This is a genomic window from Epilithonimonas hispanica (genome assembly GCF_003385395.1).
In the GTDB taxonomy this organism is placed as follows: domain Bacteria; phylum Bacteroidota; class Bacteroidia; order Flavobacteriales; family Weeksellaceae; genus Epilithonimonas; species Epilithonimonas hispanica.
In genome coordinates this window covers 52,045-76,152 of record NZ_QNUG01000014.1, presented here as the reverse complement: position 1 = coordinate 76,152, position 24,108 = coordinate 52,045, and the positions used below count along the sequence as shown (strand labels likewise).

The 24,108-nt window shown below is 36.0% G+C and carries 22 protein-coding genes; 13 read left to right on the top strand and 9 right to left on the bottom strand.

Annotation, left to right across the window (positions count from 1 at the left end):
- Window positions 1–57: 57 nt before the first annotated feature.
- From DRF58_RS08465 to DRF58_RS08425, 9 genes are all read right to left on the bottom strand, one after another.
- Window positions 58–1,050 carry a cation diffusion facilitator family transporter gene (locus DRF58_RS08465; protein ID WP_116034607.1) on the bottom strand — a complete coding sequence of 331 codons (993 nt, stop codon included), beginning with the start codon at window positions 1,048–1,050 and terminating at the stop codon, window positions 58–60.
- Between the two features lie 51 nt (window positions 1,051–1,101).
- Window positions 1,102–2,091: an aspartate-semialdehyde dehydrogenase gene (locus tag DRF58_RS08460; RefSeq protein WP_116034606.1), complete on the bottom strand. Its 990-nt coding sequence runs from the start codon at window positions 2,089–2,091 to the stop codon at window positions 1,102–1,104.
- 32 nt (window positions 2,092–2,123) lie between these two features.
- The gene (locus DRF58_RS08455) at window positions 2,124–2,552 is read right to left on the bottom strand and encodes a hypothetical protein (protein ID WP_116034604.1); all 429 of its coding nucleotides are present in this window, start codon (window positions 2,550–2,552) and stop codon (window positions 2,124–2,126) included.
- Between the two features lie 82 nt (window positions 2,553–2,634).
- Window positions 2,635–5,226, bottom strand: a complete 2,592-nt coding sequence (locus DRF58_RS08450; protein WP_116034602.1) for a TonB-dependent receptor — start codon at window positions 5,224–5,226, stop codon at window positions 2,635–2,637.
- Between the two features lie 60 nt (window positions 5,227–5,286).
- Complete coding sequence (gene nadC, locus DRF58_RS08445; RefSeq protein ID WP_116034600.1) at window positions 5,287–6,150, bottom strand: carboxylating nicotinate-nucleotide diphosphorylase; 864 nt, start codon at window positions 6,148–6,150, stop codon at window positions 5,287–5,289.
- Between the two features lie 90 nt (window positions 6,151–6,240).
- Window positions 6,241–7,836, bottom strand: coding sequence for an L-aspartate oxidase (gene nadB, locus DRF58_RS08440; protein ID WP_116034599.1), 1,596 nt, complete (start codon window positions 7,834–7,836; stop codon window positions 6,241–6,243).
- Between the two features lie 33 nt (window positions 7,837–7,869).
- Entirely contained in the window at window positions 7,870–8,163 is a 294-nt protein-coding gene (locus tag DRF58_RS08435) for a type II toxin-antitoxin system RelE/ParE family toxin (RefSeq protein WP_116034597.1), read from the bottom strand.
- On the bottom strand, window positions 8,163–8,387 hold the full coding sequence (locus DRF58_RS08430) for a hypothetical protein (protein ID WP_116034596.1): 225 nt from the start codon (window positions 8,385–8,387) through the stop codon (window positions 8,163–8,165). Before DRF58_RS08430 ends, DRF58_RS08435 begins: the two co-directional genes overlap by 1 nt.
- A gap of 23 nt (window positions 8,388–8,410) precedes the next feature.
- The gene (locus DRF58_RS08425) at window positions 8,411–9,037 is read right to left on the bottom strand and encodes an NAD(P)H-dependent oxidoreductase (RefSeq protein WP_116034594.1); all 627 of its coding nucleotides are present in this window, start codon (window positions 9,035–9,037) and stop codon (window positions 8,411–8,413) included.
- 239 nt (window positions 9,038–9,276) lie between these two features.
- On the opposite strand from DRF58_RS08425, the gene mraZ reads away from it, so the two are divergent.
- The 13 genes from mraZ (at window position 9,277) to ftsA (ending at window position 24,091) form a co-directional block, all read left to right on the top strand.
- Entirely contained in the window at window positions 9,277–9,744 is a 468-nt protein-coding gene (gene mraZ, locus DRF58_RS08420) for a division/cell wall cluster transcriptional repressor MraZ (protein WP_116034593.1), read from the top strand.
- An 83-nt stretch (window positions 9,745–9,827) separates the two neighbouring features.
- Window positions 9,828–10,721, top strand: coding sequence for a 16S rRNA (cytosine(1402)-N(4))-methyltransferase RsmH (rsmH, locus tag DRF58_RS08415; RefSeq protein WP_116034591.1), 894 nt, complete (start codon window positions 9,828–9,830; stop codon window positions 10,719–10,721).
- Between the two features lie 76 nt (window positions 10,722–10,797).
- On the top strand, window positions 10,798–11,169 hold the full coding sequence (locus tag DRF58_RS08410; protein WP_116034590.1) for an FtsL-like putative cell division protein: 372 nt from the start codon (window positions 10,798–10,800) through the stop codon (window positions 11,167–11,169).
- Complete coding sequence (locus DRF58_RS08405; protein WP_116034588.1) at window positions 11,150–13,147, top strand: penicillin-binding transpeptidase domain-containing protein; 1,998 nt, start codon at window positions 11,150–11,152, stop codon at window positions 13,145–13,147. Before DRF58_RS08410 ends, DRF58_RS08405 begins: the two co-directional genes overlap by 20 nt.
- Before the next feature lie 24 nt (window positions 13,148–13,171).
- Window positions 13,172–14,632 carry a UDP-N-acetylmuramoyl-L-alanyl-D-glutamate--2,6-diaminopimelate ligase gene (locus tag DRF58_RS08400; RefSeq protein WP_116034586.1) on the top strand — a complete coding sequence of 487 codons (1,461 nt, stop codon included), beginning with the start codon at window positions 13,172–13,174 and terminating at the stop codon, window positions 14,630–14,632.
- A gap of 6 nt (window positions 14,633–14,638) precedes the next feature.
- Window positions 14,639–15,880: a phospho-N-acetylmuramoyl-pentapeptide-transferase gene (gene mraY, locus DRF58_RS08395; RefSeq protein WP_116034585.1), complete on the top strand. Its 1,242-nt coding sequence runs from the start codon at window positions 14,639–14,641 to the stop codon at window positions 15,878–15,880.
- Window positions 15,881–15,896: 16 nt separating this feature from the next.
- The gene (gene murD / locus DRF58_RS08390; RefSeq protein ID WP_116034583.1) at window positions 15,897–17,240 is read left to right on the top strand and encodes a UDP-N-acetylmuramoyl-L-alanine--D-glutamate ligase; all 1,344 of its coding nucleotides are present in this window, start codon (window positions 15,897–15,899) and stop codon (window positions 17,238–17,240) included.
- 24 nt (window positions 17,241–17,264) lie between these two features.
- Window positions 17,265–18,500, top strand: a complete 1,236-nt coding sequence (locus tag DRF58_RS08385; RefSeq protein WP_116034581.1) for an FtsW/RodA/SpoVE family cell cycle protein — start codon at window positions 17,265–17,267, stop codon at window positions 18,498–18,500.
- Complete coding sequence (gene murG / locus DRF58_RS08380; RefSeq protein WP_116034580.1) at window positions 18,501–19,613, top strand: undecaprenyldiphospho-muramoylpentapeptide beta-N-acetylglucosaminyltransferase; 1,113 nt, start codon at window positions 18,501–18,503, stop codon at window positions 19,611–19,613.
- Window positions 19,614–19,660: 47 nt separating this feature from the next.
- Window positions 19,661–21,019, top strand: coding sequence for a UDP-N-acetylmuramate--L-alanine ligase (murC, locus tag DRF58_RS08375; protein WP_116034578.1), 1,359 nt, complete (start codon window positions 19,661–19,663; stop codon window positions 21,017–21,019).
- A gap of 96 nt (window positions 21,020–21,115) precedes the next feature.
- Window positions 21,116–21,493, top strand: a complete 378-nt coding sequence (locus DRF58_RS08370; RefSeq protein ID WP_116034577.1) for a GxxExxY protein — start codon at window positions 21,116–21,118, stop codon at window positions 21,491–21,493.
- A gap of 90 nt (window positions 21,494–21,583) precedes the next feature.
- Complete coding sequence (locus DRF58_RS08365; protein WP_245955387.1) at window positions 21,584–22,573, top strand: cell division protein FtsQ/DivIB; 990 nt, start codon at window positions 21,584–21,586, stop codon at window positions 22,571–22,573.
- A 132-nt stretch (window positions 22,574–22,705) separates the two neighbouring features.
- Window positions 22,706–24,091 carry a cell division protein FtsA gene (ftsA, locus tag DRF58_RS08360; RefSeq protein ID WP_116034575.1) on the top strand — a complete coding sequence of 462 codons (1,386 nt, stop codon included), beginning with the start codon at window positions 22,706–22,708 and terminating at the stop codon, window positions 24,089–24,091.
- Window positions 24,092–24,108: the final 17 nt, after the last annotated feature.

Genomic DNA, 24,108 nt, shown 5'->3' with positions numbered 1-24,108 from the left:
TTAATTTTTATAAAAAAACCGACTCAGCTAGTGAGTCGGGTTTTTTATCTATATATTCTATGAATTATGTTTATCTGGCTGAGAAATATTCTCACCATTCCAATCTATTTTTTTTGTGAAAATATGTTGGCGAACAGGGCAGTTCTCGACTTGGCATATTGCGCAGGAAGTCGGTTTACAATCATCCATATGAAAATTGAATTCCACTTTTCTATCGGTGTTTTTTGCAATAAGCTTGATGACTTCTTCCATCTCGTTGTGAGCTGTTCTTAGTTCGAAATACCAAGGCAAAGTAATATGCGCATCAATATGAAGTCGGCTCCCAAACTGTTGTATTTTCATATTATGAATATCAATCCACTCTGGTTTTCTGTTTTCATTAAGGAAAGTCGCTAATCTTTCAAGCATCTCTGGATCAGCTTCATCCATTATTCCGCTTAGAGATTTTCTAATGATTTTGTAGCCTAAAATAATAATGTAAAAGCCAAAAATTAACGCTACAACAGAATCTAACCAGATCAATTTTGTGAAATACACTAAGACTAAGCTTAAAACAACACCCAAAGTTGTAATAGTGTCGGATTGAAGGTGTTTCCCAGAAGAAATCAAAACAATAGAATTCTCTCTTTTCCCTTTCCGAATCGAGATATAACCAATAATGTAATTGACAATAGCCGTTGCCGCAATAATCCAAATTCCTAAATCAAGTTTACTAAGAACTTTTCCAGAAATCAAGCTATTGGTTCCCTCATAGATAATCATTACACCAGCAATACTAATCAAAGAACCTTCAATAGCGGATGTTACAAATTCGACTTTTCCGTGTCCGTAAGGATGGTTTTCATCTTTTGGTTTTGCGGCAAGATATAAAGAATAAAGCCCAAGAAAAGCACTGATGACATTCACGATACTTTCCATAGCATCAGAAAATACAGCGTCAGAATTGGTCAGTTTCCATGCGATTACTTTTCCAACGAAAAGGATAATACCGACAACGGCAATCCATTTCTGAAAAGCAATATTGGAATTTGTTTTTTTATTTGTTTTCATTGCTAAAAAAAGAATCTTCGAAATTTCGAAGATTCTTTAGATTTTGTTAGTTTATACTAAGTTGTTTTCAACCAGATATTCCGCAATCTGAACTGCGTTGGTAGCAGCACCCTTTCGGAGATTGTCTGCCACAATCCAGAGATTAAGAGTTTTTGGCTGTGAGAGATCTCGTCTGATTCTTCCTACAAAAACGTCGTCTTTTCCTTCAGAATATAAAGGCATTGGATACTCATTATTTCTCACATCGTCTTGAAGTGTAACGCCAGGCGTTTCGGAAAGGATTTTTCTCACCTCTTCAAGATCAAATTCATTTTCGAATTCGATATTAACACTTTCAGAATGTCCACCTTGTACAGGAACTCTTACTGCGGTTGCAGTCAAATTGAAAGTATCATCACCTAGGATTTTCTTAGGCTCTTTCATCAATTTAATTTCCTCTTTGGTGTAATCGTCATCCGCAAAAACATCGCAATGTGGCAATGCATTTTTGAAGATTTGGTAAGGATAAACTTTTTCAGGAGTTTCTCCTTTAATCTCAGAATTCAATTGATCAACAGCTGCTTTACCAGTTCCAGTTACAGACTGATAAGTAGAAACTACAACTCTTTTGATGTCGTATTTTTGATTCAATGGGTGAAGAACCATTACCAATTGGATTGTAGAACAATTTGGGTTAGCAATGATTTTATCTTCTTTTGTCAAAACATTAGCATTGATTTCCGGAACCACCAATTTCTTAGTCGGGTCCATTCTCCAAGCCGATGAGTTATCGATCACTACTGTTCCAACTTCGGCAAATTTTGGAGCAACTTCCAAAGAAGTTCCCCCGCCGGCTGAAAAAATAGCGATCTCGGGTTTGACTGCAATAGCGTCGTCCATGCTAACGATAGTGAATTCCTTGTCCTTAAACTTAATCTTCTTACCAACAGATCTCTCTGATGCTACAGGAATTAATTCGGTGATTGGAAGATTTCTTTCCTCCAAAACTTTCAGCATAACTTGTCCAACCATTCCGGTTGCGCCTACTACAGCTACTTTCATTGTTTTAAATTAATTAAAATTGTTAATAATATTTATCCGAAAACTCTTGCCCAAGGGAATGCAAATACGAATAGCGCAATTGCAACCAATCCTAATGACATCATAGGAATGGTAAGTTTTTCGATTGTTTTGAATTTTTTGTTGATGATGGTCATTAATACTGCCGCAATCAACATTGAAAAAGGATGTTCTACATAAGTGAATCTCAAATCAGCATTTTTCATTACTGCGCCCATATCCAAACCTTTTGTAATGTTAGTGATTAGCATAATAATTCCTATTAAGAATTGAATGTGAAAAAAGATCATTGTAAATAATGTTACTTTTTTCAAAGCCTTTGAAATATTACCGCTGTAACCAAACATTGTTACAACCAAAAGCACTAAAAACACAGCCACCAGCAAAAGTTCAAGATAAGCGAAGCCTTTGTGTGCGTGCAAAAGAATGTTATAAATTTCCATATCCAGATTTTTGAAAAGCAAAGATAGAAAAATCCCGACAGATTGCCGGGATTTGAGTTATAATTAAATATTAATCTAATTTTTAGAAGTTGAAAGATAATGTTGCTGACCAGGTTCTTCCAAAACCGAAGAATACTCTGTTTGAAGGATCTAAACCTTTGTAAAGAGTTGCTTGATAAGCTGAATATTGTTGTTGAGCAGTTCCAGCAGTTGCACTGTCAGTGAAATCTGATAACTGTTTTGTTTTAATGTTAGTTGCTCCATCTTGGATGTAGGTAGTGTCAAATAAATTATAAACATTTGCACCAATTGTAAAATATTGAGCACTATCTTTTAGTCTAATTTTGTAAGAAGCTCCAAGGTCGAATAGGTTAAAATCGGGTAATTTTAACGCTTGGTTACCTGCTTTTGTAAATGTTGCAGCATCCATTGTTGCATAAACTTTTCCAACATAGTTCCACGTACCATAAATGTCAAGATCTTTAACGGGTTTTAGTGTTGCCCCAAGAGAAGCTGTCATTTGCGGAATGCTATTATTACTTGTTCCTCCAACTTTTACTTTGTCTAAGTATAGCTCGTTTGTGTTAGTGCCACCTGCAACAGTCACAGGGTTGTTGTTGTCATCAAAATTTGCTCCTGTGGCATTGCCTTCATAAAAATAATCTCCCCAAGAGAACATTCCTTGGAATTCTAAGAAAGAAAATGCTTTGTAAACACCATCGAATTCTACACCTTGGTGTATTTCTTTAACGCCACTTACTTCTGAGTAACCTTGTATTGTAGATCCATCTACAAGCGTGTGAGTTAAACCTGTTCTTCTCATCCATCTATCACCCCATTGTGTTCTGTAAACGTTCACATTAGCATTTAATTTTGGAGTTCTGAAGCCATATCCTAACTCAGCAGAGAATATTTTTTCATTGGTTAATGTTGGATTTACAACTTGTCTATTACTTGGATATACAGAGTTGAAGAAAGGCTGTTTACTATAATAACCAATGTTAGCAAATACATTATGAACTTCATTTATGTTATAGTTTGCTCCCCCTTTGACGTTAAATCCAACTAGATCTTTAAATCCAGATTTTGTATTTACAGTTTGATTCTGTTGTATAGTAATTCCATTTTGAACAAAATTGTCAATTCTTTGATAAGACTGATTAGAAACCGATCCTTGAACAAAAGCAGATAATTTGTCTGTTGAATATTCTAGCTGCCCAAATCCACTGTACCAAAGAACTTCTCCATCATTACTGTAACCAATTCTTTCATTCATTGGAGCAACAGAGCCTCCGAAAGGATTCCAGCTTAGCTTTTTATAATCGTAAAGGGCACTTACAACATTTGGAGCAATATTAGCGTTGGTCGCATCTTTGTATCCCGAAGCACCGTAAAGGTCAGAGACAACTTGATAATGATATCCATAATAATAACGATCGTCTGTTCCTACTGAAAAGTTCCAGTTATCATTGATTTTATGTTGGAAATTTGATAGAATACCATACCAGTTATGAGAGTTTATGGAGGCTCTTCTTACTAGTGTGCTTCTTGCACCGGATGCATTTACGTTTACCGCAGCATTTGCTGCAAATATTTTATCATAGTCATAATGTCCTTCTGCATCATAGAAAGTAGACATACCTTTGCCTCCAACAGAACCAATATCACCAGTTCCTCCACCTCTACCATTCGACATATATAATACAGTACTCAAAGTAGATTTTTCATTCATCGCCCAATCCCAGTTTAACATCATTACAGGCTTAGAATAATAATTTGAACGGTTAGCAATTGCTATTCTATTACCATTTACATCAGTTCTGTAACCGAAATCAGAGTTGTATGTTCTATCTGGAGAGCCGTCGTGATCAGGATTAAACTTGATGAAATTATTAATTGTTGGAGCATAAGTTCTTTGATCGTGCCATTGAGGAGCGGAAGTAATCATAAATTGCAAATTATGTTTTTCATTAGGTTTATAACCTAGTGCAAAATAATATGCATAAGATTCATATTCAGAATTCTGAATATAAGTTGATCCAGCCTGTCTGCTCATCAAAAAAGAAGTAGCCCAACCGTCTTCTGATTTACCTGTATTGTAAGCAAAAGATGTTTTTAAATAATCATTATTCCCAACTCCTAATCTTATAACACCTCCTTTTTTCATATCGGCAGAGCGTGTTAAAAAATTAACAGTTCCTCCCACTGAGGCAATTGCTAATTTGGAAGAGCCCAAACCTCTCTGAACCTGTAGAGTACTTGTGACGTCTGATAATCCAGTCCAGTTAGAAAAATAAACTGTACCTCCTTCCATGTCATTTACTGGCATACCATTTACCATTACAGCGATGTTTCTAGATTCGAATCCTCGCATAACTAGTCCTCCATCGCCAAAACCACCTCCGCTTTTTGTGGCATAGACAGATGGAGTTGTGTTGAGAATTTCTGGAAGTTCACGATTCCCTAATCTTTCAATAATTTGGGCTGATTTAATAGTCGAAACGGCAACAGGCGTTTTTCTGTCTTTTGCAATATCAGTAACACCTTTAAGAATTACTTCTTCAATTTGAGTGTCTTTTGATAATGTATCCTGCGTGGATTGAGCAAAGTAAAAGCTTGCTGTACTCATCGTTAGCATTAAGGCTAATGATGTTTTTTTCGATAACATTTTCATTTATTTAAGATTTATGACGCAAAAGTCTTAAAAAAAAAGATAAGAGATGTTAATGGATTGTTAATTTTTTAAAGCCTTGAGACTCAGGTCGATATTGCTCGAAGAGTGGGTTAAAGCGCCTGCTGAGATAAAATTTACGCCAGTTTTCGCTACCGAATTTAACACCTCACGTGTAATTCCGCCGCTTGCTTCGGTTTCAGATCTTCCGTTTACAATCTTTACGGCTTTGATCATTGTCTCGACATCCATATTGTCAAACATAATTCTATCTGCGCCAGATTTTACAGCTTCTTCAACCTCATCAAGATTACGGGTTTCCACTTCTATTTTAAGTTTGAGTTTATTTTTTTTGACGTAATCTTTCGCCATTTTCACCGCGTTGGTAATACTTCCGTTATAATCAATGTGATTGTCTTTCAGCATTATCATATCATAAAGTCCGTATCTATGATTGGTTCCTCCACCAATGGCAACGGCCCATTTTTCACAAACTCGGAAATTCGGTGTGGTTTTTCTTGTGTCGAGAAGTTTCGTTTTTGTTCCAACTAATCTGGAATCCCAATCGTGTGTCAATGTTGCAATTCCGCTCATTCTTTGCATGCAATTAAGGACCAAACGTTCAGTTGATAAAATTGACCTTGCTTTTCCTGTTACTACAAAAGCAACATCACCTTTTTTTGCAGATTCGCCATCTTTAATAAAAACTTCAACGTTAAGATTTTTATCAAACGATTTGAAAATAATTTCCGCCAATTCAACACCTGCCAAAATACAGTTTTCTTTTACCAAAAGTTGAGCTTTCTGTTCCAAATCTTTCGGAATGGTTGAAAGTGTAGAATGATCACCGTTTTGGATGTCTTCTTCCAAAGCGGTTCTGATGAATTCTTTTAAAACTTTATCGCTGGCGTATGATGGTCTTTTCATTGGGTTTATTTTTTGTACTAATGTAAAAAAGTATTTATGTATCAAAAATTAAATCTTTAATACATTTTACATTAATAAGTTTTACAGATTTTATTCATTAATAAGAAGTGGTTTCGTAGCCAAATCCTTATTGTAAAATGCTCCTTTATTTTCTTTCATTTCGAGAGAATGTTTGATAATCAGATAAGAAACATTTACAAGATTTCTAAGCTCCGAAAGCTGTGGCGAAAGTATGGAATAATTATAAAGTTCTGTTACTGCTTCGTATATTTCTCGTTGTTTTTTCTTAGCTAATTCCAATCTTGCGTTACTTCGTACGATGGCAACCAAGTCGCTCATCATTTCCTGAAGTTGTTTTCTGAGATAAGTTACCAGAACCATTTCGTCCATCATTTTCATTCCATCTTCATTCCATTCCGGAACAGCTTTTAAATCATCGAAATTAAAATCATTTTCTTTCAACAGTTCAACAGTTTTCATCGCTGCATTGTGACCAAAAACCAAACCTTCTAATAAAGAATTAGAAGCTAATCTGTTGGCGCCGTGAAGTCCTGAATTGGTACATTCTCCAACGGCAAAAAGATTTTTAATAGAAGATTGTCCGTATTTATCAGTGTCGATTCCACCCATTAAATAATGACAAGCCGGAACAACCGGAATCAATTCTTTGAAAGGGTCAATTCCTTCATCCAAACATTTTTGATAGATGTTTGGGAAGTGATTGATGAATTTTTCTCTGTCCATTTCACGACAATCCAATCCAACATAATCATCTCCGCTTATTTTCAATTCATTATCGATTCCTCTTGCAACGATGTCTCGAGACGCTAATTCTTCGCGTTCATCATATTTTTGCATAAATGGTTTTCCATTTTTGGTGCGAAGTTTTGCGCCGTCTCCACGAACAGCTTCTGAAATCAGGAACAGCATTCCGTCTCTTTTAGAATACATCGCAGTTGGGTGAAACTGATAATATTGCATATTCGAAACTTTCCCTTGAGCTCTGTGAACAAAAGCAATTCCGTCTCCTGTTGCAATAATTGGATTGGTTGTGTTTTTGTAAACGTGACCAGCGCCACCTGTTGCAACCAAAGTGATTTTTGACGTGATTTTTTTGATTTTCTTATTCTGCTCATCAAGAATATAAGCGCCGTAAGCATTGATATTTCCCTTGTCTAACTCTTTCCCCGGAACGTGATGTTGGGTAATTAAATCGATGACGTAATGATGAGGAAGCATCTCGATATTTGGAGAGTTTCTAATAGTTTCCAAAAGAGCTCTTTCAATTTCAAAACCAGTAATATCTTTATGGTGAACAATTCGGTTTTCTGTATGTCCGCCTTCTCTCCCTAATGAATATTTTCCTTTTTCTTGGTCAAATTTTGCGCCCCATTCTACGATTTCATTAAAACGATGTGGAGCTTCTTCCACCACCATTTTTACAATTTCTGGGTCATTGATGTAATCTCCAGCCCGCAAGGTGTCGTCAATATGTTTTTGAAAATTATCTTTGGAAAAATCCGTTACGACTGCCAATCCGCCTTGTGCATATTTGGTATTGCTTTCGTCCTCGTTGGATTTTGTAACGATTGTTATTTTAGTTTCCGGTAATTGTTCAGCAATTTTGATAGCGTAAGATAAGCCCGAGATTCCGGAACCGATTACAAGAACGTCTGTTTTTATCATTTTAATTTTGAAATTGTAGGATTATTAAAGATATTAAATCTTTGGATAACTGTCAGGATTGGATTTGGCAAAACGAATGCCGTAAACCTTGACTACTTTTTCCTCTTCATTAATAATATAATGAATCATAACGGGGAAGTTTTTGACTTGCCTCAGACGAAACTCATCAAATCTTATTTGGAAATAGGGAATTTCTTTAAGTTGGTTTAATGTATTATTGAAATTAGTAAGAAATCTTGCCTTAAGTTCTTTAGAAATTGCTCCATAATAATCACTTGCATCTCTAAGGTCAGATTTCGCACTTTTTAGAATTGAAACTTTGAACATTATAAAAAGTTATCTTTAATAGCGTCCCAATCTTCAAAATCTGCTTCTTTAGCTTCTGCAACACGCTTTCTCATCAATGCTTTCTCATCTTCAGAAATTTCAAAATCAAGTTCTTCTTCTTTCGGAAAAATGATAACCTCAGCATATTCTGCATCGAAGTTTTCTGGAAGTTCGATGTTTAACTTATGGTTTTTGACCTCAACGATTTGTCTGATTGCATTCATTTTATTTGAATTAATAATTAAAATTACAGAAATTTGATGAACTTATCCGCAGGTTTTCTGACTTTTTTGAAATTCTGAAATATATCATCTTCCGCTCTGTAGCCAAGCGCCAGAACAACTGCAATTTTTTCGTGTTCTTTGTCGATTTTCAAAACCTCTTCCAGGATTTCAGCTTTGAAGCCTTCCATCGGGCAGGTGTCGATTTCTTCTTCTGCAGATGCCATTATTAATGAGCCTAAAACAATATAACTCTGTTTCTCGGACCAACTTTCCAGTTCTTTCTGAGTATAATTTTCTAAGAAAAGATTGATATTATTTCTAAAAGCTGACAATTGTTCCAAAGTCACACCGCGTTCATTAATAATATGACTGAAGTAATTATCAACATATTCCTTATTAATATGAGTTTTTGTGACCAAAGCAATCAAGTGCGAACAAGTCGATATTTGTGACGGATTATAAAAAGCCGGAATCAATTTCTGAATCGTCTCATCATTTTCCACAACCAAGAGATGATAAGGTTGTAGTCCTAATGAGCTGACAGACAGTCGTCCTGCTTCCAGGATGTTGTTCAATTTTTCAGAAGAAATCTTTCTTCCGTCAAATTTTTTCACAGAATATCGCCAGTTAAGTGCTTCTAAATAATTCATAATAACAAATATAGGTAATTTGAAATTTTAGTTAGAATCATTTTAAATAATGAAACAATTCTAACCGAATTTTTTAAATCATTCATTGCAAAGGCTTTATAATAAAGGTTTTCGCAATAATTCATTTTAAATCAAATCATTAGCCAAGAAAGCTTTAAAACTAAAAAGTTATAAACATTAAGTATAAAAGTGGGCAAAAGTGGTAAAATGTGGTAGATTTTTATATAAATTTGCTCCAAATGAAAAACTTCATTGGAACATACGAGTGCAAAATAGATGACAAAGGACGCATCAAACTGCCTGCTTCGCTTACGAAGCAGATGGAACACTTTGCGGATGAGCCATTTGTGATCAAGCGTTCGGTGTTTCAAAAGTGTCTTGAGGTCTATCCGATGAAGCCCTGGGAAAAACTGATGACAAAAATAAACGGTCTCAACCGATTTATCAAACAAAATGCAGATTTCATCAGGATGTTTACGGCTGGAGTCAAAACTGTGGAGATGGACAATGTTGGTCGTCTGCAAATCAGTAAAGATTTGACACAATATGCCAATCTGACCAAAGATATCGTCATCACAAGCGCAGGGGAACTCGTCGAGATTTGGGATAAAGAAGCTTATGAGCAAGTCATTTCTGTCAGTGAAGCAGACTTCGCCAATCTTGCAGAAAACGTGATGGGAAATCTTGATTCAGACGAATCAAATTAATAATTAAGAAAGAATAATTAAAAGGTTTTATAAACCGAATAATTAAATCATTTATCAATCATCATTCATCAATTATAAAAACAATGTATCACAATCCTGTCTTATTAAAACAAAGTGTAGATGCTCTGGTTACCAATCCAGACGGGATTTATGTGGACTGTACTTTTGGTGGAGGCGGTCACTCTAGAGAGATTTTAAGCAGGCTTTCCGATAAAGGGAAGTTGTTTTCTTTTGACCAAGATTTGGATGCGCTGAAAAATACGATTGATGACCCGAGATTTACTTTGGTCAATCAGAATTTCAGGTTTTTGGAAAACTCGATGTTGGCTTATGGAATTTCTCAAGTTGATGGTATTTTAGCGGATTTGGGCGTTTCTTCTCATCAGTTTGATGAAGCGGAACGTGGATTTTCTACGAGAAGCAATGCACCTCTTGATATGAGAATGAATGTGATGCAAGGTTTGGACGCAAAAAAAATCATCAACGATTACGAAGAAGAAGACCTTGCGAATATCTTTTATCAATATGGAGAATTGAGAGAATCTCGAAAATTGGCAAGAGAAATCGTTCATCACAGAAAGACTAAGAAAATCAATACGACTGAGGACTTAAAAAATCTCTTCAGTTATATTCCAGCTTTTAAGCAGAACAAATTTTTTGCTCAAGTTTTTCAAGCTATTAGAATTGAAGTCAATCAGGAGTTGGAAGTTTTGAAAGAAATGCTCGTTCAGTCTTACAAGATTTTAAAAGTTGAAGGAAGGTTGGTTGTGATTTCTTATCATTCTTTGGAAGACAGATTGGTGAAACGTTTCCTGAAAAACGGAATGTTCGAAGGTGAACCTCAGCGTGATATTTACGGAAATTATGCAAAAGCTTTTGAATTATTAAAGACAAAAGCAATCATTCCGGACGATAAAGAAATAGAAGAAAACTCAAGAGCGAGAAGTGCAAAAATGAGAATTGGAACAAAATTATAGTTGATGGTTTTTAGTTGATAGTTGTTTGAAGATGTTTTAAATCTATCAGCTGTCAACCGACAACAAACAACCAAAAATGGCAAAGCAGACAACCTACAATAAGCAGAAAAAGAAACTCACTTTTATGGATATCATAAAAGGGAATTTTCTTAACCGTGATGAGGTAAAGGCGCATTACAAATATTTTCTGTTCATTTTCGGATTGTTGATGGTGATGATTTATAGTAATCACTTGGTGAATCAGAAAATTGAGCGTGTCAATAAACTCAAAGAAGAGACAGAAGAATACAAATCGAGAAATGCCTATGCGCAAAGTCGATTAATAAAGATAAGAATGGAATCCGAACTGGGAAAAGAAATGGTTCAGGATTCTCTGGTGAGTTTGGATAGCCACCCGATGAAATTATTGATAAAAGTTGATAGCACAGATGATAAAGCAACCAAATAACAATTACGATAAAAAGCGTTCCAATGCGTTGAAGTGGGGCTACCTTTTTGTGTTGGGAGCTTTCATTTTGTTTGTCATTTTTTTAACAAGAATTTTAATTCTTCAGAATACGAATGTTGAAGAATTCGAGAATAATTACATCAGCAAAAATTATCGCGAAGCAACTTTAAAGGCTGCTCGTGGAAATCTTTTCGCTTCGGACGGTTCCATTTTGGCGACAACGGTAATGCGTTACGATATCTATCTTGATTTCAAATCAATGAGAGATACAATCTATTCCAACAATATTGGAGCATTGACGGATTCTCTCAGCAAAATGTTTGATAAACCGCGAAGTTACTTCAGAGGGAAATTAGATGCTCAGAATCAGAAGAATAACCAGTATTATCTTTTAGCAAGAGGGCTTGATTTTGACGAATATGACAGAATCAGAAATTTTCCAATTTTCAAAAAAGGAAAAAATAAAGGAGGTTTCATCGTTGAAAGAAATTTTCGAAGAGAATTGGCAACAACCCAAATCGGAGCCGGAACAATTGGAGCTGATAACGGCGAATCAAAATCTGGATTGGAAGGTGCTTTTAGCAAATATCTTACAGGAATTGATGGAAAACGTTTGGAGCAGAAAATCACTTCTTCTCAGTGGAAACCAATAGATTACTGGAAAGTTCAGGAGCCGGTTGATGGGCAGGATGTTTATACAACTCTGGATTTAAGGATTCAGGATATTGCACATTCTGCGCTGGAAAATCAATTAATCAAATTCGATGCAAACCACGGAAGTGTTGTTGTGATGGAAGTTGAGACAGGGAAAATCCGTGCAATGGTTAACCTTAGAAGAACCGAACCGGGAATCTATGTTGATGCTTACAACTATACGGTAAAAGATGCTCAGGAACCGGGTTCTACATTCAAAACGGTTTCTCTTTTAGCGGCAATGGACGATGGTTTCATTGATGAAAATACGAAAGTCAATATCGGAAATGGAATTTGGACTTATGCAGGACAAAGAATTACCGATGGTCACGGAGGAGGAACTTATGATGTGAGCGATGTTTTAGCGAAGTCAAGTAATGTTGGTGCGGCAAAATTAATTACAACACATTACGCGGATAAACCTCAGGTTTTCATTGATCATTTGAAACGTTGGAAGATGTTTGATAAAATGCAGATTGAGCTTCCGGGAATTGCAAAACCATCGATTCAAACACCTCAAAGCAAACGTTGGAATAAGGCGACTTTGGCTTCTTTGGGTTACGGATATTCTTCTCGTTTTCCATTGTTACAATTGGTAGCTTTCTATAATGGGGTTGCGAATAAAGGTAAAATGGTAAAACCGCTGTTCATTGATAAAATTACAAAAGACGGTAAAGTGCTTTATGAAGCTTCGCCTGAAATTATGGTGAAAAAAATGGCTTCTGATAAAGCAATTACAATGATGACGAATGCTTTGACAAAAGCTGTTGAGAAAGGAACAGCAAGAAGTATTTACACACCGAATCTTAAAATTGCGGGTAAAACCGGAACCGCAAGATTTGAATATTGGAAAGCAGGACCAATGAAATATCAGGCATCATTTGCAGGGTTTTATCCAGCTGATAATCCAAAATATACGTGTATTGTAGTTGTTAATCAGCCAGATACTTCAAAAGGTTTTTATGGAGGAACAGTTTCTGCGCCAGTTTTCAAAGAAATTGCCGGAAAGACTTTCCTGAAAACACCTTTGAATGTTGAGAAAGAACTGTTGGTTGAGCGTAAAGTCAATCTTAATAAAATGACTGCACCAAACGTTAAAGTGAGCGTAAGAAAAGACTCTATGCCGAATTTGGTTGGAATGATTGGAAAGAATGTGATTCCTCAACTTGAAAATTTGGGTTACAGAGTAGACTACAAAGGTGTTGGGAAAATTATGGAACAGTTTCCTGCAGAAGGAGCGACCATTGGAAAGAACCAAAAGATTTATCTGAATCTTCAAAACTAAAAATTAAAGCGAAAGCTTAGATATATGATTTTAAAAGACTTATTACAAAGAATCCAAGTTTTGGAAACCATCGGAACTCTTGAAAGAGCGGTTTCGGAATTGGTTTTTGACAGCAGAAAAGTTGTTGAGAATTCTTTGTATGTTGCATTGAAAGGAACGATTTCAGACGGACATTCTTACATCAATCAAAGTATTGAAAAAGGTGCGAAAACGATTGTTTGCGAAGAATTACCTTCAGAAATTAATGATGAAGTAACTTATTTGAAAGTTGAGAATTCTTCTAAAGCTTTAGGACATTTGGCTTCTAATTTTTACGGAAATCCTTCTGAGAAATTAAACTTAATTGGCGTTACAGGAACTAATGGAAAAACTACGGTAACAACTTTATTATTTGATATTTCCAAAAATCTGGGTTATCAGTCCGCTTTGATTTCAACTGTTGAATACAGAATTGCTGACGAAATTATTCCTTCGACACATACAACTCCGGATGTAATTCGTCTAAATCAAATGTTGGCGAAAGCTGTTGAAATTGGATGTGAATACGCTTTTATGGAAGTGAGTTCTCACGGAATTTCCCAAGATAGAATCGAAGGTTTGCATTTTAAAATTGCTGGTTTTACGAACATTACACACGACCATTTGGATTATCACAAGACTTTCCAAAATTATATTTACGCTAAGAAGAGATTCTTTGACGAGTTGGAAGATTCAGCGGTTGCAATTACGAATGCTGATGACAAAAACGGATTGGTAATGTTGCAAAATACCAAAGCGAAAAAGAAGACATTTGCTTTGAAAACAATGGCAGATTTTCACGGAAAAGTGCTGGAAGTGGATTTCAACGGAATGTTGCTGAATTTCAATAACAAAGAATTCTGGACAACTTTGACAGGAAAATTCAATGCTTATAATCTGCTTTTGGCTTACGGAATTGCTTTTGAATTAGGAATGGATGAAACAGAAGTTCTTCAGGCGATTTCAGTTCTTCAAAGAGTGAATGGAAGATTTGAAACGATAAAATCCGACAGCGGAATTTTCTTCGTGGTTGATTATTCGCACACGCCGGATGCATTGGAAAATGTATTGGACAGCATCAACGAAATCAGAACCAAAAATGAAAGATTGATTTGTGTTTTCGGTTGTGGAGGCGACAGAGACAAAACCAAACGTCCGGAAATGGGCGACATCGCTACCAAAAAATCGACTTTGGCAATCATCACTTCTGACAATCCAAGAACGGAAGACCCAATACAGATTATCAAAGAAATAGAAGGTGGTGTTCAACCCCAGAATTTTAGCAAATACACTTCGATTCCTGACAGAAGAGAAGCAATAAAAATGGCCATCAAATTTGCTGAACCAAAAGATATTGTTGTTGTAGCTGGAAAAGGGCACGAAACATATCAGGAAATAAATGGAGTGAAACATCATTTTGATGACAAAGAGACGATTAGGGAATTATTACAATTAATGGGAAAATAGACAAATATGCTATATTATCTATATGAATATTTAACCGCTCACGGAATCCACGTTCCGGGAATGAACTTGTTCAAATACATTTCGTTCCGCGCAGCGATGGCAGTTTTGTTTTCGCTGATTATTGCGATGGCTTACGGAAAAAGGATCATCAATTTCCTGAGAAAAAAGCAGATGGGAGAATTGGTTCGTGACCTTGGATTGGATGGCCAAAAACAAAAGGAAGGAACACCGACAATGGGTGGTTTGATTATCATTTTGGCTACTATCATTCCGGTTTTGTTGTTTACCAGAATCACAAATGTTTACATTGTTCTTTTGATCATTTCGGTTTTGTGGATGGGAGCCATCGGTTTTCTGGACGATTATCTCAAAAAAGTTAAGAAAAATAAAGACGGATTAAGTGGGAAATTCAAAGTAATCGGACAAGTTGGTTTAGGCTTAATTGTCGGAGTTACAATGTATTTTCACCCTGATGTTGAGGTTAAAAGAAAGTATGCCGATGCAACGGTTATCAATAGAAATAATGTAGAACAGAACTTTATGCCTGATGAGAAAATTCCGGTTTCTACAGTTCCATTTACTAAAAATAATGAGTTCGATTATAGTGGAATTTTATTCTGGATGGATGATGCAAAAGCGCACGAATGGGCTTGGATTGTTTTCATCCCGATTGTAATTTTCATTGTAACAGCAGTTTCCAACGGTGCAAATATCACGGATGGAATTGATGGATTAGCTGCAGGGACAAGTACAGTGATTCTATTGACTTTAGCATTTTTTGCTTACGTTTCCGGAAATATGATTTTCGCAGACTATCTGAATATTATGTTTCTTCCGCATATGGGCGAGACGACGATTTTTGCGCTTGCATTGGTTGGAGCGGTAATAGGATTTTTCTGGTACAACACTTATCCAGCGCAGATTTTTATGGGCGATACAGGAAGTTTGATGTTGGGTGGTGTAATTGCCGTTTTGGCCATTATTCTCAGAAAAGAATTATTGATTCCTGTTCTTTGCGGTGTGTTCCTCATAGAAAATCTTTCCGTGATTTTGCAGGTGATGGTTTTCAAATACAGAAAGAAAAAATACGGGCTGGAATATGCTCAAAACAATAGATTATTCAAAATGTCTCCACTGCATCATCATTATCAGAAAGAAGGATTTCACGAGAGCAAAATTGTGAACCGAATGATAATTATTGGTGTAATGCTGGCGATTATTTGCTTAATCACTTTAAAAACTAGATAAAAACTAATAACCACAAATGAGAGTAGTAATACTTGGAGGAGGCGAAAGCGGCGTTGGTGCTGCGTATCTGGCAAAAGCCAAAGGCTTTGATGTCTTTCTTTCGGATATGGGAACTATCCGTGAGAATTACAAAAAAGAATTGGACGAGCTTGGGATTGACTATGAAGACGGAACACATTCCGAAGAAAAAATTCTGAATGCTGATTGGGTCATCAAAAGCCCAGGAATTCCGAAGAAAGCAGAAATGATTCAGAAGATTCAGGAAAGAGGAATCAGATTGTCTTCTGAGATTGAATTTGCTTCGGAATTTACCAATGCAAAAATTATTGCGATTACAGGAAGTAATGGAAAAACGACGACAACGTCTTTGATTTATTACATCTTGAAAGAAGACGGTTTCAATGTCGGATTGGGCGGAAACATCGGAAAGAGTTTTGCAAAACAAGTTGCGGAAGAAAATTTTGATTATTATGTGTTGGAGGTGAGTAGTTTCCAGTTGGACAATATTCAGAACTTTAGACCATATATTTCATTGCTATTGAATTTATCCAAGGACCATCTTGACCAGTACAATTACAATTATGAAGAATATGCTTTGGCAAAGTTCAGAATTGCTGAAAATCAGGATGCTAACAATTTTTTCATCTACAACAAAGATGACGAAATGAGCAAGTCGATTCTTGAAAAATTAGATTTGAAAGTAACTAAAGTTCCATTCTCATTAGATGAAAAATTAGAAAAAGGAGCTTTCTCGATTGATGAGAATTTTGTAGTCAATATCAATGAAGGATTCACGATGAATATTGACGAATTATCATTGGTTGGAAAACATAATGTGGCGAACAGCTTAGCCGCGAGTATTGCCGGAAAGTTATTGGAAATCAGTAATGAAAGTATTAGGCATTCATTAATGACATTCCAAGCGGTTGAACACAGATTGGAACCTGTGGCTGAAATCCACGGTGTGAAATTCATCAACGATAGCAAAGCTACAAATGTGAATGCGACATATTTCGCTTTAGAAAGTATGAAACAACCGGTTGTTTGGATTGTTGGTGGAAAAGACAAAGGAAACGATTATACAGAAATCGAGGAATTAGTTAAGAAAAAAGTAAAAGCGATTGTTTGCTTAGGAGTTGATAATCATAAGATTATTGACTTCTTTAAAGATAAGAAAACCCAGATTTATGATACTTCCAGTATGGAAAAAGCAGTAGAAGTTTCTAAATCGATTGCAGAAAAAGGAGACGTTGTTTTGTTGTCACCTTGTTGTGCAAGTTTTGATTTATTCAATGGTTATGAAGACCGTGGGAACCAATTCAAAAAAGAAGTTTTAGACGAATTGACAATTAAGAATTAAGAAAATTAATTCATTTAAAAATAAATGGAAAACCAAACTACAGAAAACAAATTCGAATTGCTGAAAGGAGACAAGGTTCTTTGGTCGGTTATCATTTTGATATCCTTCCTTTCAGTGTTTCCGGTTTATTCTGCAAGCTCGAATCTGGAATATATCGTGAATAATGGGACTACAACCGGTCACGTTATCAAGCATATTTTCTTCGTTTTTTTAGGGTTGGGTATTATGCGTTTTGTAGGAACTGTTAAATACGAATACATCGGGAAACTGAGTTCCATTTTGCTTTTGTTCACCATTGGATTATTGTTGATAACAACATTCACAGGTCAAAAAATTGAAGGCGCGAGTGCTTCTCGTTGGTTAAAGATTCCCGGAACACCGATTTCTTTTCAGCCATCATCATTCGCTTATTTGATGTTGATTATTTATCTGTGCAGATATTTAACTAAGAAAATCAAAAGAGAAAGACTTCCTCTGGAGAATATCATTTACATATTCGGACCAATTCTGATTGTTTTCGGATTGGTTGCAAAAGACAATGGTTCAACCGCTTTGATGATTATGATGGTTTCAATTATCATCTTGATTATTGGTCAGCTGGCTTGGCAATATGTAGCGGGATTTATCTCACTTTCGGTGGTTTTCATCGTAATGTTTTTAGTGATTGCATTGAATACTAATTTGCTTGGAGGAAACCGTGTTCACACCTGGATGAGCCGTATAGAAACCTTCTCAAACTCGAAGAAAACAGCCGATGTCGAAGATGAAAGTCTGAAGGCAAAAAACTATCAGGTAATGCAGGCGAAAGCCGCCATTGTTCACGGTGGATTCAATGGAATCGGACCGGGGAAAAGCGCATTGAAGCAGACATTACCACAATCGGTTTCGGATTTTATTTTCGCAATTATTGTGGAAGAATATGGCTGGATTGGAGCGTTTGTTTTGATTAGCCTTTATATGATAATGATTATCCGGATTGTAATGATAGCCAGTAAAATGCCCGCATTTTTTGGGTCGTTGCTGGTGCTTGCAATTGGATTAATGATATTCATTCAGTTATCAGTGAATATTGCCGTTGCTGTGAATCTGATTCCTGTTACAGGACAGCCATTACCATTGATAAGTTATGGAGGAACATCGATGTTGGTGACGTACATTCAGTTAGGAATTATTCTGAATGTAAGTTCCAGAATTCAGGTGTTTGATGAAGAAGGTTTGGGCAAAAGACAAAGTATTGAAGAAATAAATGATATTGCGTAAATGAGCAAAAAACTAAAAATATTAATGAGTGGCGGCGGGACTGGAGGACACATCTTTCCTGCAGTTGCGATTGCTCAGGAAATCCAGAAAAGATTTCCCGGTGCAGAGTTTTTGTTCATTGGTGCTAACGGAAAAATGGAAATGGAGAAGGTTCCTCAATCCGGATTCAAAATCGAAGGATTGAATATCGCAGGATTTGACAGAGGTAATCTTTTGAAAAATATCGGACTTCCATTTAAAATTATTTCCAGCTTGATGAAAGCTAAAAAAATCATCAAAGATTTCAAACCGGATTTTGCGGTTGGAACCGGTGGTTTTGCGAGCGGTCCGGCTTTATATATTGCTGCGAAAATGGGAATTCCGACTTTTATTCAAGAGCAGAATTCTTTGCCGGGAAAGACGAATGTTTTCAATGCTAAAAAAGCAAAAGCAGTTTTCACAGCATATCCGGATATGGAGAAATTTTTCCACGGAACGAAAACTTATTTCTTAGGAAATCCAATTCGTCAGAATATTATTACGGATTTGATTGATAAAGATTTAGCTAAAGAAAAATTAGGCTTAGATAAAAATAATTTAACGATTCTTTCAGTTGGAGGTTCACTCGGTTCCAGAACATTGAACAACGGCTGGAAAGATAATTTTGATAAACTAAAAGAAAAAGATTATCAGTTAATCTGGCAGACCGGGAAAACAGATTTTAAAGAAATTTCTGACAACCAGCAACTGACAACCAACAACCAAATCCAGATTAAGGAATTTATATCTGATATGGCTTTAGCTTATTCAGCAGCGGATGTGATTGTTTCCAGAGCTGGTGCGATTGCAATTTCCGAATTAGCGGTTGCTAAAAAACCGGTTTTACTGGTTCCATTTCCATTTGCGGCGGAAGACCATCAAACCAAAAATGCATTGACTTTGGTTGATAAAAATGCGGCTAAAATGGTCAAGGATTCGGAGATGAAAGACGAATTCTGGAACACACTTTCAGAAATCTGTGAGAACGAAAATCTTAGAAAAGAAATGTCAAATAATCTGGAGTTTTTTGCAAAACCAAAAGCAGCAGAAGGGATTGTGGATGAGATAATTAAAACTGTACAAAGTAAACTGTAGAAAGTACATTGTACATCATACTTTTTACATTAATACAATAAAGAAAAATGAGCATCTTAAATAAATATCAAAACTTCTATTTCATCGGAATCGGTGGGATTGGGATGAGTGCGCTGGCGAGATATTTTCACGCTAACGGCAAAAATGTTTTGGGTTATGATAAAACGCCAACAAAACTGACAGCTCAGCTTGGTTTTGAAGGCATTGATATTTCTTTTGAAGATGTGATTGATGAAAAAATTATGGCGTTCGACAAAGAAGAAACGCTTGTGATTTACACACCGGCAATTAAGAAATTGGGAATTCTGGATTATTTCGCAAGTGAAAGCTTTGAAATTTTGAAGAGAGCGAAAGTTCTTGGATTAATCACAGAAAATACAGATTGTATCGCCATTGCGGGAACGCACGGAAAAACAACAACTTCTACTTTAATTGCACATCTGTGCAAAGAAGCGAATCTTCCGTCATCAGCATTTTTAGGTGGAATTTCGGAAAATTTCAAATCAAATTTCGATTACAATGGAAATCAGTTTTCTGTAGTTGAAGCCGATGAATACGATAGAAGTTTTCTTAATCTTTCTCCAGATTGGGCAGTTGTAACATCAATTGATGCAGATCATTTGGATATTTACGGAGATAGACTTCATATTGAAGAAGGATTCCGTCAGTTTGCAGCTTTGGTTCCGAATGACAATCAACTGTTTGTCAGAAAAGGAATCGCGATTGGAAGAGAACATTTGACTTATGCAGTGAATGAAGAAGCGGACTATTACTCTGATAATTTGAGAATGGACCACGATAAAATCTATTTCGATTTTCATACGCCCACGCAGGAGATTGAAGACTTTGTCTGGGAAATTCCGGGAATTCATAATGTTGAGAATGCGACAGTTGCATTGGCAATTCTGAGCAATTTGGGTGTTGATTTCGACACTTTGAAAAAAGCAATTACAAGTTTTAAAGGCATCAAAAGAAGATATACGAAACATATTTTCGATAACGGAAAAATCTATATCGATGATTATGCGCATCATCCGACAGAGCTGAATGCAGTCATTGGTTCGATAAAAACTTTTTATCCAACCAAGAAATTGCTGGTGGTTTTCCAGCCTCATCTTTTTAGCAGAACGAGAGATTTTGCTGAAGATTTTGCAAGAAGTCTGGAAAAAGGAGATGATTTGTTATTGTTAGATATTTATCCTGCGAGAGAACTTCAGGAGAACTTTGAAGGAATTACTTCGAGCTGGTTAGCAGAAAAAATTGAAACAGAAAACAAAGAAGTCTGTGCATTGCAGGAGACTTTTGAAAAAATAAAAGAAAAAGACTTTGATATTTTATTGACAGTCGGAGCGGGAAATATTGATACACTTTATGACCCGATTATGGAATGGCTTGCGAATGTTTGATTTTAAACGCAAGGTTCGCAAGGAAATTTTTATAAATATTGAAAACAATTCTTAGAAGCAAAGGCGTTTCACTCAGCAAATGAAAATTGAAAATAAATGAATGAAAACGAAATTTCAAGTATTGTGTTTGATGCAGGAATGAAAATTCATCGCAAACTTGGAGTTGGTCTTTATGAAAATGTCTATGAAGAGTGTCTGGCTTATGAACTGAAAGAAAGAGGATTGATTGTTGAAAGACAAAAAGATATTAAGGTTGAATATGAAAATTTGATTATTCAAAAAGCATTTAGAGTCGATTTATTGATTGAAAACAAATTGATTATAGAAATAAAAGCAGTTCCAGAAATTAATGATTATCATTTTTTCCAGCTTTTAAATTATTTAAGATTAACAGAAATGAAGTTGGGAATGATTTTAAATTTTCATTCAATGTTATTCAAAAATGGAGTAAAAAGAGTAGTAAACAAATTATAAACAATTGCTGAGCAAAGCGCCCTTGCGAACGAAAATAATCAGCATTAATGTAAAAAGACTTAGCGCTCGTTGCGTTAAAAATAAAGAAGAATGAAAAACAAGTGGAGAATATTGAAGATACTTGTAACAGTTATCCTTTTTGGATTTCTGCTCAGTTTCTCGTTGAAGCGTTTCAACAACGCTAAAATGGAGAACGTTTCTATCAATATGAACCAAAGCAAAACGCCGGTTTATTTCATTGATGAGAAGGACATCAAAGATTTGGTGAAGCAGTATAATCCGACAAGAAAAATTGGAGATGTGAAGATTCCGGAACTGGAGAAAAAAATTAATGAAAATCCATTCGTTGACAGTGCAAATGTTTATATGAATCTGAACGGAAACCTGAATGTTGATATCAAACAACGTGTTCCGGTTTTCAGATTAAGCAAAAATGGAAAGGATTTTTATGTCGATGAAAAAGGTGTAGAATTCCCGATTTCGAGAAACTTTTCTTATCCGTGTATGCTGGTGATGGGCGATGTTGATGCTTCGGAATATCAGGAACTGGGACAATTGGTGGAAAAAATTGACAAAGATGATTTCAGTAAAAAATATTTCATCGGAATCAAAAAAGAAAAAGACAGTTACAATCTTTTGACGAGTGACGGGAATTACAAAGTCGAGATTGGAGATTTAGAAAATATTGATTTTAAGGTTAAAGGATTTAAAACTTTTGTAGAGAAATATCTGGTTTATCAGAATCCGAATAAGTATAAAAAGATTTCGGTTAAATATAACAATCAGATTGTAACCACACTGAATCCTTATTTCAAAGAAAATGACAGTATTCTGAGAAATGCACCAAAAATTGAAATAAAGTCAGAAGTAGAAAGTCACAAGACGGAAGAGAAAAAATCGGAACCCAAAGCTGAGCCGAAAAAAGAAATAAAAAAAGCTGAACCTAAAAAATCAGAATTCAAAAAAGAATCTTCAAAACCTAAAAAAGTAGAGAAGAAATCTGAACCTAAAAAATCTTTGGATAAGAAAAAGGAAACCTCTTCCAAATCGTCTTCTGACAAAAAAAAAAAGCAAAAGTAGTAGTAGAATAAATTAGATAAATAAAGTCTTAGCTGAGTGAAACGCCTTTGCGAACTTAAAAGCATAATAATGGTAAAATAAAACTTTGCGGACTTTGCGTTAAAAATTAAAAAAAATCAAATCGAGCATATAATGGAAAATCAAGAGTATTCAGTAGGTCTGGACATTGGGACAACTAAGATTGTCGCTATTGTCGGAAGACGTAACGCTCACGGGAAAATCGAAATCCTGGGCGTTGGGAAGGCTAAAAGTCTTGGTGTTCACAAAGGAATCGTGAACAACATTTCCCAAACCATCAATTCCATCAAAACAGCAGTGGCGGAAGCGCAATCCAGCGCCGGTGTTCCTATCCATAAGGTAACTGTAGGAATTGCAGGAAAACATATCCGTTCTCTCCAACATTCGGATTATATAATGAGAGAGCATCCGGATAGATACATCACAGAAGATGATATCGAGAAACTAAAAGACCAAGTAAAGAAATTGGTAATGTTACCTGGCGAAGAAATCATCCACGTTTTGCCTCAGGAATACAAAGTAGATTCTGAAGGCGAAATCCAAGAACCAGTCGGGATGCACGGCAAAAGATTAGAAGCTAATTTCCACGTTGTTGTGGGACAGATGGGTTCTATCAGAAACATTGCAAGATGCGTTCGCGAAGCTGGTTTGGAGATGGAAGCTTTGACATTGGAACCTTTGGCATCGTCTGAAGCGGTTCTTACAAAAGAAGAAAAAGAAGCAGGTGTTGCGATTGTTGATATTGGTGGTGGAACTACGGATATCGCTATTTTTAAGGACAACATTATTCGACATACTTGCGTGATTCCTTACGGAGGTGGAATTATCACTGATGATATTAAGGAAGGATGTTCAATCATCGAAAAACACGCAGAACAACTGAAAGTGAAATTCGGTTCGTCTGTTCCGGAATTGGAAAAAGACAGCACGTATGTGACAATCCCTGGATTACACGGTCGTCCGGATAAAGAGATTTCGCTTAAAGTTTTGGCTCAGATTATCAATGCAAGAGTTGAAGAAATTCTTGAAATGGTCAATACTGAATTAAAGGCTTACGGTGCATTCGAGCAAAAGAAAAAATTGATTGCCGGAATCGTTTTGACAGGTGGTGGTTCCAACTTGAGAAACCTTCGTCAATTAGCGAATTACACAACCGGATTCGACAGCAGAATTGGTTTCGCAAACGAATATGTTGCGAATGATAAAAACCAATATCTGAAAGGACCGGAATTTGCAACGTCCATCGGTTTATTGATGGAAAGTCTTAAAATCAGAGATAAAAAAATGCTTCCAACAGAAGAAGAAATCATCGAAGAAGCTGTAGCGAAAGCAGAACCGGTTGCACTTCAGCCAACCGCAGAAGTGGAGAAACCTCAACAGGTTGTTAAGCAGATAGAAGAGCTTGCAAAACCAAAAGAACAAGCCAGAAGAAACAAACCGACTTTCGGACAGTCTCTAATGGATAAAGTGAAAAAATTCTTCGAGGAAGTAGAAGATTAAATAATAATTGTAAAATC

Excerpts from the sequence above, each read along its gene's own strand:
- ftsA (WP_116034575.1), top strand. The coding sequence starts at position 22,706 with ATGGAAAATCAAGAGTATTCAGTAGGTCTGGACATTGGGACAACTAAG.
- murD (WP_116034583.1), top strand. The coding sequence starts at position 15,897 with ATGAGAGTAGTAATACTTGGAGGAGGCGAAAGCGGCGTTGGTGCTGCG.
- mraZ (WP_116034593.1), top strand. The coding sequence starts at position 9,277 with ATGAAAAACTTCATTGGAACATACGAGTGCAAAATAGATGACAAAGGA.
- DRF58_RS08460 (WP_116034606.1), bottom strand. The coding sequence starts at position 2,091 with ATGAAAGTAGCTGTAGTAGGCGCAACCGGAATGGTTGGACAAGTTATG.
- murG (WP_116034580.1), top strand. The coding sequence starts at position 18,501 with ATGAGCAAAAAACTAAAAATATTAATGAGTGGCGGCGGGACTGGAGGA.
- nadB (WP_116034599.1), bottom strand. The coding sequence starts at position 7,836 with ATGATAAAAACAGACGTTCTTGTAATCGGTTCCGGAATCTCGGGCTTA.
- nadC (WP_116034600.1), bottom strand. The coding sequence starts at position 6,150 with ATGAAAAGACCATCATACGCCAGCGATAAAGTTTTAAAAGAATTCATC.
- DRF58_RS08435 (WP_116034597.1), bottom strand. The coding sequence starts at position 8,163 with ATGTTCAAAGTTTCAATTCTAAAAAGTGCGAAATCTGACCTTAGAGAT.
- rsmH (WP_116034591.1), top strand. The coding sequence starts at position 9,828 with ATGTATCACAATCCTGTCTTATTAAAACAAAGTGTAGATGCTCTGGTT.
- mraY (WP_116034585.1), top strand. The coding sequence starts at position 14,639 with ATGCTATATTATCTATATGAATATTTAACCGCTCACGGAATCCACGTT.
- DRF58_RS08455 (WP_116034604.1), bottom strand. The coding sequence starts at position 2,552 with ATGGAAATTTATAACATTCTTTTGCACGCACACAAAGGCTTCGCTTAT.
- DRF58_RS08410 (WP_116034590.1), top strand. The coding sequence starts at position 10,798 with ATGGCAAAGCAGACAACCTACAATAAGCAGAAAAAGAAACTCACTTTT.
- DRF58_RS08430 (WP_116034596.1), bottom strand. The coding sequence starts at position 8,387 with ATGAATGCAATCAGACAAATCGTTGAGGTCAAAAACCATAAGTTAAAC.
- DRF58_RS08385 (WP_116034581.1), top strand. The coding sequence starts at position 17,265 with ATGGAAAACCAAACTACAGAAAACAAATTCGAATTGCTGAAAGGAGAC.
- murC (WP_116034578.1), top strand. The coding sequence starts at position 19,661 with ATGAGCATCTTAAATAAATATCAAAACTTCTATTTCATCGGAATCGGT.
- DRF58_RS08450 (WP_116034602.1), bottom strand. The coding sequence starts at position 5,226 with ATGAAAATGTTATCGAAAAAAACATCATTAGCCTTAATGCTAACGATG.
- DRF58_RS08400 (WP_116034586.1), top strand. The coding sequence starts at position 13,172 with ATGATTTTAAAAGACTTATTACAAAGAATCCAAGTTTTGGAAACCATC.
- DRF58_RS08365 (WP_245955387.1), top strand. The coding sequence starts at position 21,584 with ATGAAAAACAAGTGGAGAATATTGAAGATACTTGTAACAGTTATCCTT.
- DRF58_RS08425 (WP_116034594.1), bottom strand. The coding sequence starts at position 9,037 with ATGAATTATTTAGAAGCACTTAACTGGCGATATTCTGTGAAAAAATTT.
- DRF58_RS08465 (WP_116034607.1), bottom strand. The coding sequence starts at position 1,050 with ATGAAAACAAATAAAAAAACAAATTCCAATATTGCTTTTCAGAAATGG.
- DRF58_RS08370 (WP_116034577.1), top strand. The coding sequence starts at position 21,116 with ATGAATGAAAACGAAATTTCAAGTATTGTGTTTGATGCAGGAATGAAA.
- DRF58_RS08405 (WP_116034588.1), top strand. The coding sequence starts at position 11,150 with ATGATAAAGCAACCAAATAACAATTACGATAAAAAGCGTTCCAATGCG.